Origin of the sequence: Barnesiella sp. WM24 (assembly GCF_004570975.1) — a bacterium.
Taxonomy (GTDB): domain Bacteria; phylum Bacteroidota; class Bacteroidia; order Bacteroidales; family Muribaculaceae; genus Muribaculum.
Map to the genome: position 1 here is coordinate 251,592 of NZ_SPPC01000002.1, position 13,099 is coordinate 264,690.

At 51.1% G+C, this 13,099-nt stretch carries 11 protein-coding genes; 5 read left to right on the forward strand and 6 right to left on the reverse strand.

The window, feature by feature from the left end:
- Window positions 1-106: 106 nt before the first annotated feature.
- Entirely contained in the window at window positions 107-2,473 is a 2,367-nt protein-coding gene (locus E4T81_RS02930; protein WP_135041213.1) for a choice-of-anchor J domain-containing protein, read from the forward strand.
- Window positions 2,474-2,556: 83 nt separating this feature from the next.
- On the opposite strand, the gene glpC is transcribed toward E4T81_RS02930, so the two are convergent.
- The 6 genes from glpC to prmC form a co-directional block, all read right to left on the reverse strand.
- Window positions 2,557-3,813, reverse strand: coding sequence for an anaerobic glycerol-3-phosphate dehydrogenase subunit GlpC (glpC, locus tag E4T81_RS02935; RefSeq protein WP_135041215.1), 1,257 nt, complete (start codon window positions 3,811-3,813; stop codon window positions 2,557-2,559).
- 14 nt (window positions 3,814-3,827) lie between these two features.
- Window positions 3,828-5,081 carry a glycerol-3-phosphate dehydrogenase subunit GlpB gene (glpB, locus tag E4T81_RS02940; protein ID WP_135041217.1) on the reverse strand — a complete coding sequence of 418 codons (1,254 nt, stop codon included), beginning with the start codon at window positions 5,079-5,081 and terminating at the stop codon, window positions 3,828-3,830.
- 8 nt (window positions 5,082-5,089) lie between these two features.
- Window positions 5,090-6,748, reverse strand: coding sequence for an anaerobic glycerol-3-phosphate dehydrogenase subunit A (gene glpA / locus E4T81_RS02945; RefSeq protein WP_135041219.1), 1,659 nt, complete (start codon window positions 6,746-6,748; stop codon window positions 5,090-5,092).
- Window positions 6,749-6,859: 111 nt separating this feature from the next.
- Complete coding sequence (locus E4T81_RS02950) at window positions 6,860-7,561, reverse strand: ComF family protein (protein ID WP_167761610.1); 702 nt, start codon at window positions 7,559-7,561, stop codon at window positions 6,860-6,862.
- The gene (locus tag E4T81_RS02955; RefSeq protein WP_135041223.1) at window positions 7,542-8,042 is read right to left on the reverse strand and encodes a regulatory protein RecX; all 501 of its coding nucleotides are present in this window, start codon (window positions 8,040-8,042) and stop codon (window positions 7,542-7,544) included. The genes E4T81_RS02950 and E4T81_RS02955 overlap by 20 nt, the downstream gene beginning before the upstream one ends.
- Complete coding sequence (gene prmC / locus E4T81_RS02960) at window positions 8,035-8,910, reverse strand: peptide chain release factor N(5)-glutamine methyltransferase (protein ID WP_135041225.1); 876 nt, start codon at window positions 8,908-8,910, stop codon at window positions 8,035-8,037. The genes E4T81_RS02955 and prmC overlap by 8 nt, the downstream gene beginning before the upstream one ends.
- A 44-nt stretch (window positions 8,911-8,954) precedes the next feature.
- Here prmC and ribD point away from each other — a divergent pair, with 44 nt between their 5' ends.
- The 4 genes from ribD (at window position 8,955) to E4T81_RS02980 (ending at window position 13,071) form a co-directional block, all read left to right on the forward strand.
- Window positions 8,955-9,968, forward strand: coding sequence for a bifunctional diaminohydroxyphosphoribosylaminopyrimidine deaminase/5-amino-6-(5-phosphoribosylamino)uracil reductase RibD (gene ribD / locus E4T81_RS02965; RefSeq protein WP_135041227.1), 1,014 nt, complete (start codon window positions 8,955-8,957; stop codon window positions 9,966-9,968).
- Between the two features lie 118 nt (window positions 9,969-10,086).
- Window positions 10,087-11,625, forward strand: coding sequence for a DUF6242 domain-containing protein (locus tag E4T81_RS02970; RefSeq protein WP_135041229.1), 1,539 nt, complete (start codon window positions 10,087-10,089; stop codon window positions 11,623-11,625).
- On the forward strand, window positions 11,622-12,308 hold the full coding sequence (locus E4T81_RS02975) for a DUF6089 family protein (RefSeq protein WP_135041231.1): 687 nt from the start codon (window positions 11,622-11,624) through the stop codon (window positions 12,306-12,308). Before E4T81_RS02970 ends, E4T81_RS02975 begins: the two co-directional genes overlap by 4 nt.
- 10 nt (window positions 12,309-12,318) lie before the next feature.
- Window positions 12,319-13,071: an isoprenyl transferase gene (locus tag E4T81_RS02980; RefSeq protein ID WP_135041233.1), complete on the forward strand. Its 753-nt coding sequence runs from the start codon at window positions 12,319-12,321 to the stop codon at window positions 13,069-13,071.
- Window positions 13,072-13,099: the final 28 nt, after the last annotated feature.

The window sequence follows — 13,099 nt, forward strand, 5'->3', positions numbered from 1 at the left end:
TTATGTCCACTCATTATAATAACACATCATCCCTGCAATCGTTTGCTACGGATTCCTTTTTTTCGTAACTTTGTGGCTGAAAAATCTTAACCCCAAACCAATCTATATGAAACAAATTTTACTTTCAGGGATGCTGGCGTGCAGCGCAATCTGCATGAATGCTGCATCGCCGACCGTAGACTTGCAAATGGAAAAGGCGACCGACAACCTCAAGGTCACCACCATCAAGAACTCCACCTCCAAAAATGTGACCCGTATTGCCAAAGGCGTGACTCTCAGCACAGCCAACGGCATCAAAAAGCTCAACACTATCAACTCTCTCAACAATAAAGTGCAGGGCAAACGTCTTGTAGGGGGGGTAAACGCTTCTGCTCCAGAAGGATACGTGTTATTTGAAAGTTTTGAAGACTGGGATGGCTCCGACTACAACTGGACGCCCGACGGATGGACAGTCGACATGAAAGGCGATGTAGAGCGCAAGGAAAGCTGGACCCCGTCAATTTACAATCCTGCTCTTCCTATTCCCGGACCTTCTGACGGAAACAATTATTTCGGAATCAATTTTTCAACAGGCAATCAGGACGAATGGCTTATATCTCCTGAAGTTGAAGTCAAAGAAAGTTTCATTCTCTCCTACTGGCTTTACCTTGATCCGGTATTCCTGTTCAAACTTGACAATGTGGACTGGGATAGCTATGAATTTACAAGCGAACCCGAAGTCGCAGCAACGCTTCAGATATGGGCACAGCCCGCAGGTGAGGAATGGGTGATGCTGCATGACTATGCCGATGATTACAAAGGAATGTCTCTTCTTGACCTCTTTGAGCTCACTCCTATAGCTTTGGAGAAAAAGAGCATCTCGCTTGAAAGCCTTGCCGGCAAAAATGCCAAATTCGCATTCCGCTACGTGGGTACCGACGGCAACACAATGTTTATCGATGCCATAGGAGTAGGATACCCCGAGCTAAGCGACATTTCTTACATGGAGCCTTTCTCTACGCTCTACTGGGGATTTGACAGGAGCGCAGGCATGACAGGCTTGCTTGCCGACATAGCCATGCACCCGGTATATGAACCCCTTACCTGGAACAACATGACCTATATCGAGGGCGCTGAATATACCTGGACCTACTGTGACCCTGAGACAGCTGAATTTGTTACTGACAGCGAAAATCCTGATGCACTGACAGTAACCTATGTGCCCGACTATTCAAGCGAGGCTACAATGGTAAACAATTTCTTCTATCCTCCCACACTTACAGCGACAGCACCCAACTCCACTCCCGGCAGCTACACAGCGCCCTACGCATATTTCCAGGCAGGAGGAAAGGCAGAGCGCACGCTTAACGACGGAACTTTATTTGAAGCCTCACTGCTGCCATTCGCCTACAACAACCTTGGATTGACATTCGTTACTTGTGACGACAAAACCATAGGCGACCCGGTGATTCCGGTATTCGGATATAACAAACACACCGACCAATACTGGCTGAACTATTCGCTCAACGGAGAAGATCCTAAGGAAGGTGATTATTCACGACTTGAAGGTATTGCCAACCTGTTCTGGGCTTCAGAGGCTCCGCTCGTGGTCAACGGCATCACCGCTTACGGCTGGGGACATGTAAAGCCTGACGCAGAATTTACCGCTGTCATTTACGGACTCAACAGCGAGATGAGCACCAATTTCGAGACAATGACGGAGATAGCGTCAACAACCCTCAAGGGTTCTGAATTCCTGGTTCAGTATCCTGACGCTAACGGATATATGTGCATGCCATTTGATTTTGATGAGCCTGTCGTTATCAGAAAGACAGAGGAACATCCCGCCTACTTTATCATGCTCAAGGGATTCAACTCCGACAAGGTAAATTATTTCGCGCCTCTTCAGTCGTCGATTGACGATCCCAATTATATGTGTCTCGGATATATCCTGAATCATATTGACCTGAGCAATCACGTTGACCGCCCAGAATATTACAACATAAAACCGATGGTTTATAAACAGGATGGTGAATATGTTGACCTGTACGCAGCGTTTGCCATCGGTCTTGAGGCGGAATATCCCTGGCTCACTACCGACGTGACAGAAGTCGAGATACCCTCCAACGGCGCTCCCGTAGAAGTGAAGCTTGGAAGCTACTTTGACGGCAGCAAGCTTACCGTAGAGACTCCTGCTGGCGTTGAAGGGTCAGTTGCCGGAAGATATGACAAGTGTGTGCTTACACTGCGCCACAACGATGCCGAAGTTATTGCAGAGGGCAACGTCGTAGTTAAAGGCCCCGGTGTCGAAGTATCGATTCCCGTCAAGGAAGTCGCAGCAGGCATCAATGACATTTTCACTGACGGAAACTCAAAGGAAGCGACCGGCATATATGACCTCAACGGTCGCCGCGTGAATGTAGAAGAAGCCAAAGCAGGCATCTATGTAATCAAGTATTCCGACGGTACAGCCGGAAAGACTGTCCTGAAATAATCATCCCCCTGAGGACTTAATACTGATACGCCCCGAGCCTGATAACACAGACTCGGGGCGTACTTTTCTTTCATGCGGCAGGGTCAGACAACGACTTTGTTAACCGCCTTTGTCTTTTCAATGTCAATAGCCTCGGCAAGAATCGACACGGGGTTTGCCACAGGCATGCCCGTGGACATCTCAATCTGCCACTTGCATGTCTCGCAGTCAGTAGCCACAAGGTCGACATGGCTGTTGAGTATCTGGTCAAACAGCGCCTTTCCTATGCCCTGGGAATACTCGTAATTTTCCTTCTTGAATCCATAGGTGCCCGCGATGCCGCAACACTGCGAGTCGAGTTGCACGAAATCAAGACCGGGTATCATCTTGAGCAGCGACGTCGAGTAAATCGACCATCCGAGCTTCTCCATGTGACAGGGTGTGTGGTAAGCCACTCGCTTGTGAAATCCATCTTTAAACACCAGTTTCACCTGACCGCTGTCGATGAGGTTGTAAAGGAAGCGGGTGGCAAGCATTATGTCGTCGCGCACATCGAGATTGTCAATGCCGAGTATGTGGAGATACTCGTCACGCATCGTGAACGTACAGGTCGAGCTGGTTGCGATTATCTGCATCTTGTCATCATGCACCGCCTTTCTTATCGACGCGAGGTTGATGTTGGCGTCACGCATGGCCTCGTCAATCAGTTTGTTGGCAATCTTGGCGACGCCACAGCACTTTTCCTTCTCAAGCAGCTGCACTCCATAGCCAACAGCGTTCATCAGCGTGACAAGGTCCTTGCCAAGCTGCGGATAGTTGTACTGCACGTAACATCCGTGGAAATATACAGCCTGGCGCGGATAAGCCGCCTGCGAAGAAGCGGCATGTTTCTTGTACCATGACGTAAAGGTCTGGTGGGCATAAGTGGGAAATGTGCGCCCGTCATCAATCTTCAACACCGAATCCATTATTTTCTTCACCGGCTTCAGGCGCAGAATCCCGTTGACAATCGGGGCAAAAGGAGTAGCCATTGTCCCCATGAAATCAGTGCTCGCGAGCATGCGGTCACGCAATGTAGGAGAGTGTTTGCTGTATTTTATGCGCGCCGACTGGATAATGTCGCCAATCTTGACATTTGACGGACACGCAACCTCACATCTCTTGCAATTCAGGCAATATTTCAGCGCCTCGTCATAGAAAAACGGCTTTTTAAGACGATAGCGCTCACCGTCGGGACCTGCCTGCTTCGGTCCCGGATAATCGGGATTCACGGCAGTCACCGGGCAATATACCGTACATATCGTACACTTGATACACTCCTCGAAGTTATTTTTGCTGACAGTATTTTCTTGATATTCCATAGTGCCCTCCTCTCTTACTTTAATTCATTGATAATATCGGAAGCCACCTTCAGCGCCGTCAATATGGCGACACCTCCGCCCGACTCTTCCTTCAGGGCGTCATGACCTCCTGCGACAGCTCCGATAGCCTGCATATTGTCAATTCTGCTACCGTCTTTGTAGACATGAAACGACTCATCGGTAACAACGCCAAATTTCATGTACTGCTGGTCTTTGTACAGGTCGACGTCACACCACTCCACTCTCGGACCGCTGACATTCACGTCAAGATTGAATATCGGTTCAAACACCTTGTTGGGTGTCGCTTCAAGTCCATGACTGAAAAAGCTTCCTGTAGCGAGCACAAAGCGGTCGGCCTCAAGCGTCATGTCGCCAAGATTGACAGTGCTTATTTCTTTAAGACGTCCGCCGTCGAAATTGCCTGAGCAAACGGTGTCGCCGATAAGGTAAGCGCCGCCGAGATGCTGGAAATGATTGCGCAGCCTCATCTGGGCACGCATGCCGCACAGCGACATAGGCATCGTGGACACGTAATACAGCGGACACACAACCTGCTCCTTCAACAGCCTTACAGGCTCCTCGTCAAACAAACCTATGATTGCCGGCATCAGCACAGTGTCGGCATGGGTCTCCGCAACGATACGGTTTACCTCAGCGGCAAAGCGCCTGATTACATCACCTGTGATGAATCGCGCGATATTGGTGGCTCTCATCTCTGTAGAGCTTTTGCGCAAAGTTTCAAGCTCGGGAACTGTAAAATCCCTTGCCTCACATTGTAATCCGGCAAGATTCAGCCCTCTCGCTATAAAGTCAGGATAAAAATCAAGAAATCCGGTGATATTTATTATCGCCACCTTACCCCACGGCAGACTGTCGGGACGGCTGACCGACGCATAATCAAGCATCGAAAGCCACGCAGGCTTAAACATGCCTGTCGGGGTGAGGCGATAATGATTTTCATTGTCGGAGCCGACCAGCGTGATTCCCGCCTCGGCAAACAAAGGCTTGACCTCAGGAAGCAGCCGCTTGATTGTGTCCATGCCGAGCTTGGCATAAGGATGCCCTTCCGGAACCCGGGCGATTTCATCAAGCGGATGCAACACATCCTTACCATCTTTACGTCCAAAGAGCGCTATCGCCCCGGAGTTGAAATGCAGCGCACTTTGTCCCGACGAGACAATTGCCACCTTTTTACCGGCTTTCAGGAGCTTGATACCACATACAAGCCCGCTAATACCACCTCCTATTATTATTGAGTCATATTTCATAACCGTAACTATTTTGCATCAATCTTATCCTCGGGAAGCGCAATCTCATCAAGTCCGCACACCCCCTCATAAAGCCATGACATGAACTGTCCCTCTACAAGCGACTCGCCCCACGACACCGGATACATGCCTTTCCAGCGCTCGTTGATAAACGATGAAAGGTCGCGAAGTGTGCGCTCGGCACACTTGTTTGCTTTCACCAGAATACCGGCGGCACGGCATGCACAAAGTTCGCCCTGACATGTGCCCATGCCGAGGCGTGTGCGACGCCGCAGGTTAATAAGGTTTTCACAATGCAGACGGTCGATTGCATATTTCAGCTCGCCGACAGAGACCTGCTCACACTCACACACTACCGCTTCGTCGGCAAGCGTGTTATACTTGATCTCGGCGCTAAGAGAGCCGTGACGCTCTTCCGCCGCTTTCTGGTCGGTGCTGAGGTCTATAATATGCGCCTTGGGGCGGGTCATCACAGTGCCCCCCTCGTGAGCCTCAAGCTCGGAGCCCGGCAACGGAATCTCGGCGGTGCGACACTTCACGTCCCTTCCCAGTTTCTTGCAGGCAAGGTCGGTAGCCCACTCAGCCATAAGACGGTAAGTCATCAGTTTACCTCCGGTTATGGTTATGAATCCCTCGAGACCGTCGCGGGTGGCATGGTCAAGACACACAATGCCTCGGCTTATGCTTCGTCCGGAAGGGTCATTGTCGGAGGCGACGAGCGGACGCACACCGGCATAGGCTCGCAATATACGGGTATAGGCGAGAGACGGTGCGATTTTTGTGCCCTCCCTCATCAACACATCCACCTCTTCCTGAGTCACATCCATATTGTCAATCTGGTCATACGGAATGCGGCTCGAAGTAGTGCCGATCAGCGAGATTGTATCACCCGGCACAAGGATGTCGGCGTCGGCAGGCTTGCGGCAACGGTTAATCACCACATTGTTAACACGATGTCCGAATATAAGCAACGCGCCCTTTGCCGGAAACATGTTTACTCTCACTCCCGCAAGCTCCGCGATATGATGCCCCCATATTCCACCGGCGTTAATCACGAGGTCGGCATAACGTGATGTTATCTCGCCGTTTTTGCTGTCACGCAGTTTAACGCCGGTAATGCGGTTTTGCTCGCGTTCAAATCCTATAACTTCGTGGTAAGTGAGCACATCGGCACCATCTTTGCGCGCCGACACCACATTAGCCACCGTAAGGCGGAACGGGTCAATCGCCCCGTCGGGCACCTTGACCGCACCTATTATATCATGGTTGACCGCAGGTTCGAGTCTTATCGCATCCTTCGGGTCAATCGGCTCGGCATTTATGCCTGCCTTATGGCAACACTCCACAAAATTATGCTGGTACTCAAGATCATCCTCCGGCAAAGTGACAAACAAGCCGCCGGTATCATCGACACAGTGACGGGCAATGCGCCGGAGTATCATATTCTCTTTTATACATTCCGTAGCCGACTCCTGATCGGTGACAGCGTAACGCGCGCCACTATGAAGAAGCCCGTGGTTACGTCCCGTGGCTCCTGCGGTAAAATCAAAACGCTCCACCAGAAGAGTCTTCAACCCTCGCATCGCGCAGTCACGCGCAGTGCCGGCACCTGTGGCTCCGCCACCTATAACGATTACATCATAGTGCCGATTATTTTCTTGGCTCATGGTCACTTTATTGTTGGTTTAATGATGAAAGTATCGGTAGTGGCCGACACGGCGTCCACTACCGATAATAACATTTAACAACTGATAAAGTTTCTTACAGGTGTAAATATGTCAGCTCATGTGGGCCACTCCAAGCGACAGTACCGACAGTCTGACTGTGGGTACTGCTGAAATTATGGCGTTGCAACAGGCTATCATCGTGGCTCCCGTGGTAATTACGTCATCGACCACAAGAATGTGGCGACCGGCAAGTTTTGCGCTGTCACGCACACAGTAGACCGACCGCGCGTTAAGCCATCGGCTGAAATCAGAACGTGATGTCTGAGTCGAATGTCCCCTTACGGCACGAAGATTATCACCCACCGGGATTCCGGTCACGTTACTGATTCCGTCAGCGAGATAGGCGCTCTGGTTATAGCCGCGGCGTATCATCTTCATCCAGTGAATCGGCACAGGCAGTATAATATCAATGTCGTCAAAAAAGCCGTCGCTCTCCAGCTCACGGGCAAAGCGTTCGCCCATCGCCCGCATCAGTGACGGACGTCCCTGATATTTTGCGCGGTGGATAATGTCGTTATAGCCGCCTTCACGGTAATAGTGGAAATAACCCGCAGCCCGCTCTACAGGCACTGACACAGTGGCAAGCCGCCGGTGAATGGTGTTGAACGGGTCGTTGTGTACATTGGTGCGCGGGAGGTCAAAAGCACAGTGAAGACACAAGACTTCCTCTCCGCGGAGAAGCGACCTGCCACACACCTCACAAACGCGCGGATATATCAGGTCAAGCAGGCTGTCAACTATCCTCTTCATCATAACCTCCATGGCGCAATTCATCAAGCACCCGTGAAACACACTCCCATTCAAAGCCACGCTGCATGGCAAACCGGCATAATTTAAGCGCATCGTCACGGGTCAACGGGAAATCAAACGAGCGGGACCTTGACTTCATTAGTCCGCGCAACGTGTCCATATAAGCGTCACCCGCCGTAGCCTCTGCGACAGCATCGTCGATAAGCTCACGGGAAACGCGTTTCGCCACAAGACCAAGTCTGATTTTTTTCCTGCCCCAGCGGCTAAACAAGAACTTGCTTCGCGCATAAGCCGAGGCATAACGTGCATCATCGACAAAGCGGCGGTCGACAAGCGAGTCAACGATACGGTCACGGTCATCAGCCGCTATCCCCCACCGCAGCAGCTTCTGTGTCACCTCCCAGGTACATTGCTCGGAACGCGCACACAGCAATTCAAGACGCACCATTGCCTCATCGGGTGTTACCTGCTTCTTTCTAATCATGGTCAAGCGGAGAGACTGCTGTCACAAACCGTTGTCTGCCATACATGTCGGCTTGAGAAGTTACATCACGGAATCCGGTTTTTACAAGCATGGCAATAATTTCATCGACATAATCAGGATTTATCTCAAAATACAGTCGCCCTCCGGCTTTCAGAGCTTTCACCGCATAACCGGCTATCGGGGTGTAGAAGCGTAACGGGTCACTGTCAGGCACAAACAAAGCTATCGCCGGCTCATGGTCAAGCACGTTTGCCTCCATCCCGCCGCGCTCCCGCTCTGTAATGTAAGGCGGGTTGCTGACTATGATGTCATATTCAGGCGACGACGGGACATCGAGCGACAATACATCTTCCTGAATGAAATTGACCTTGACATTAAGCGAAGCGGCATTTTCTCTCGCCACAGCCAGAGCATCGCCCGATATATCCACGGCATCAATAACAGGAAACTTCAATCCGCGCGCAAGAGCCACTGCGATACATCCCGAGCCGGTACAAAAATCCATCACTCTCACATCAGTCCTGTCGCCCCACTCTTTCACGATGATGTCGACCAGTTCGGCGGTCTCCGGACGCGGAATCAATACGGCGGGGGTCACCTTCAACTGTAATCCGCAAAACGAAGCCTTACCAAATATATATTGTATAGGCTCATGTCCGAGAAGACGCGAAACGACCTCGTCGGCACGCCCCGAGATATAACCCGATACAGGCTCGTCGCTTTTCAATACAGCGTCGACGGGAGTGTAGTGCAACAGTTCCTCGACAATCACGCGAGTCATCGCGTCAGCTTCTCCGGCAGGATAAGCGGCTGAAAGGCGCTGCTTTACACCTGCGATAAAATCTTTTAGCTTAATGTCACTTGTCATATCGGCAAATTTAGTTACTTTTATCCAACAATAAAAACAAATAAATGATGAATATAGACCAACGATTCATGAGACGAGCCATCGAGCTTGCCCGTCACGGACTCGGAAACACATCGCCCAACCCTATGGTAGGCGCTGTTATAGTCAGCAACGGCACCATTATCGGCGAGGGCTATCACCGGCGTTGCGGAGAGGGGCATGCCGAAGTCAACGCCGTGGCATCGGTCAATGACAAATCGCTGCTGAAAGACTCGACCATATATGTCACCCTTGAGCCGTGTTCCCACTACGGGAAGACACCACCCTGCTCAAAACTGATAATCGACAGCGACATTCCGCGTGTGGTTGTGGGTTCTACCGACCCCAATGAAAAGGTGAGCGGAAGAGGCATAAACATGTTGCGTGAAGCCGGGGTCGAAGTCATTACCGGAGTGCTTGAAAAGGAGTGTAAGGCTATCAATCCTGTGTTTATGACCGCCCACTCCTACCGGCGACCCTGGGTGACCTTGAAATGGGCGCAAAGCAGCGACGGATATATCGACAGCCGCCTGTCGCCTTCCGACCCGCCGACCATGTTTTCGTCTCCGCTTACTAAAGCGCTCACCCACCGGCTGCGTTCGCTTCACGACGCCATCATGGTAGGGAGCGGCACAGTCAGAGCCGACAATCCCGCCCTTGATGTGCGCGAATGGCACGGCAGCTCGCCACGCCCGGTCATCGCCGGTCATTCAGGCTCGGTTCCGCAAGACTGCCGCCTCCTTGACAGCCCGGTCGCGCCTATCATGCTTGAAGGCAATCCCGGTCCGGGAGCGATAAAAGACTATCTGGCCGCACTGTTTTCAGAAGGCATCACTTCGGTACTTGTCGAGGGTGGCGCCCGACTTCTACAGTCATTTATAGAGAGCGGCATATGGGACCTTGCGCGAGTCGAAACCGCCCCATTCCACGCCTGCCGCGGTGTAAAATCGCCGGTATTGGGACGGCTGCCCGACCGGCAACTTAAAATCGGAGATAATCAACTCTACTATTTCAGCAACAACCCTCTGCTTTGGCGTTAAAAAGCCATAAAAAGCGTCAATATATATCTAAATATCCACAATTACGTGACCGTTTTAGGGAAATAAGGAAAATGTTGCTAAATTTGCAGTTTGAAAATTAACGTCTACAAAATATAGTATGCTAAAGAGATTCGGGTCGTATCTATCCATTGCAGCGGCATTGTCAACAGGGCTGACCGCCTGTAATGATGACTCCAACAATAGTCTTACAACAGATGACACCGGCTATACTTCGGAAACGATGTATTCAAGCACGGCAATCACTTCATTCAATCTGAAAGCCAACAGCAAGGTTTTAGCAAATCTTGACTCCATATTTTTCACTATCGACCTTGAAGGAGGCCGAATATTCAATGCCGACTCGCTGCCCTACGGCACCGATATATCAAAGCTGATACCAAACATCGGCACATCGGGAAGCTCCAAAATAGAAATCCTGATCCGCAACAGCTCCGTGATGAAGGACACAACCATCACCTACAGCTCGTCAATGCGCGACAGCATTGACTTCGCGGCAGGCGGTGTGATAGCGCGTGTGACCTCGCTCAACGAGCAATACACCCAGCAATACAGCATCAAGGTAAATGTACATAAGGTGAAAAGCGACTCGCTCGTATGGGATCGCATCGCCTGGCAGCAGTTGCCCGGCAACCCCGAGTCACAGCGCACGCTGATTCATGGAGAAAATATATATTCATTTCTTCTTGAAGCCGGCGGAAACTGCCGCATAGCGGTCATGGACAACCCGTCGGAGCCGATGGCTGTCTCCGCGACCGCCAACATGCCCGCCGGGCTTGACCTGCGTTCAATCGTGTCAAACGGAAATGAGTTTTTCGCACTTGACAACAACGGTGTCATGTATTCTTCCACCGACGGAGTCTCATGGAACGGCACCGGCGAGACATGGAGTCATATATATGGCGCATATGAATCACAGATACTCGGAGTGAAGAAAGTCGGCGACGACTACTATCACGTGACATATCCCGACAACGGCACATCAGCCAAAGTACCTGCCGACTGCCCGATAGACGGGACAAGCGACCTTATCGTCATGGAAGCGTCAAAATGGGCTGATGACCCGCAGGCAATATTTACCGGAGGCAAAATCGCCAACGGAAATCTTACAGGAGCCACATGGGCATACGACGGCTCGCAATGGGCAAAAATCAGCATGACCCCTATCGACCGTGCCAAGGAAGGCATGTCACTATTCCCCTACTTCACTTTCCGCAAGGCGACCAACAGCTGGTCGGTGACCAAGCAGATGACCCTGTTTGCTACAGGCGGACGGCTTGCCAACGGCACAACATCCAAATATGTGTATATCTCCAATGACATGGGAATAACCTGGGAACGCGCCGGCGACCTTATGCAGCTCCCGTCCTACATCCCGTCATTCTTTAACGCCGATGCCATCGTGTGGGCATCGGAGCTTGGAAGCCGAGGCACAGGCATGGGTTGGAACGAAATGACTACACCCGCCATACCTGCGTGGCTGATGCTCCCGGAAGAAGGCGGACGCGCCATAAGCCCGGTTACCACATGGGATTGCCCCTACATATATCTGTATGGTGGAGAAAACACTTCGGGCACACTTAATCCGCAAGTGTGGAGAGGAGTAATCAACCGGCTCACATTCAAGCCGCTGATATGAGATTTTTAGCTGTAACGCTCGCAATCGCAATGCTGTCGATAATGACACCTTGGAAAGCCGCATCGCAAGAAGCCGCCTATAAATTTGACATAGGTGTAGCTCTTGGCGCAAGCGGCTATCTTGGCGACGCCAATACAGCAAACCTCATGAGCCATCCGGGCTTTGCCGGAGGCGCCTCGTTCCGATACCTGATCAATACACGGTGGGCAATAAAGGGAATGTTTACCACAGCGGGACTTAGCGGAAACAGCGCCGACATGGAAAATGTATATCCCGGCGGTCAGACCTACAAGTTCACCTCCACCGTATATGACATAGGAGCGAGAGCCGAATTCAATTTCTTCAACTACGGAATAGGAGAATCCTACCGCAAGCTACGTCGCTGGACTCCCTACCTCTCTCTTGGCGCGGGAGTTACAATTGCCTCAGCCGAAGGCACCTATGTGGCGATGAACATCCCGATGGGTGTAGGTCTGAGATACAAAGTGACCCCACGCATAAATCTCGGGCTTGAATGGAGCATGACAAAGGTGTTTGGCGACAATGTGGACGGACCTGTACTTGATGACCTCTATGACATCAAGAGCTCTTTTCTCAAAAACACCGACTGGTATTCCCTTATCATGTTCTCAATCAGCTATGAATTTGGAGAGCGATGCAAAAACTGTTTTTACGTAGACTAAAATGACCGATATGTCACTCATTAACGAAATAGACTCCGACCGGCTTCCACGCCACATAGCCATCATCATGGATGGCAACGGAAGATGGGCAAAAGCGCGTGACCTTGACCGCTCTGAAGGACACGTGGAGGGAGTCAACACCGTAAGACGGATTACAGAGATAGCCTCGGAAGTAGGAATAGGCTATCTTACACTATATACGTTTTCAACTGAAAACTGGAACCGCCCACAGGCTGAAGTTGACGCGCTTATGCACCTCATTGTCATCGCTATCGAACGCGAGACAGCCGACCTTATTAAAAATAACGTGAAGCTGACAATGATAGGCGACTTCAGCCGCATGCCGAAATTTGCCTACGACCGCCTGTGCAAGTGCATGGACGATACAGCCCACTGCACCGGACTCACACTCATCCTCGCCATAAGCTATTCATCACGATGGGAAATAACCGAGGCGACAAGGAAGATAGCCCGGAAGGTAGCGGAAGGCTCGATGTCAATCGACGACATCACTCCCGAGACAATAAGCGACAATCTTGCCACCGCCGGCATACCCGACCCCGACCTGCTGATTCGCACGGGAGGCGATTTCCGCGTAAGCAATTTCCTGCTCTGGCAGATTGCCTACTCTGAAATATACGTGACCTCAACCTTCTGGCCCGATTTCAGCAAAGACGACTTCTGCCGCGCAATACTCCAGTATCAAGGCAGGGAACGACGCTACGGACTTACAAGCGAACAAATTAACGACAATCAAGAATAAGCATCACCCCTATTTTTATATACTACAT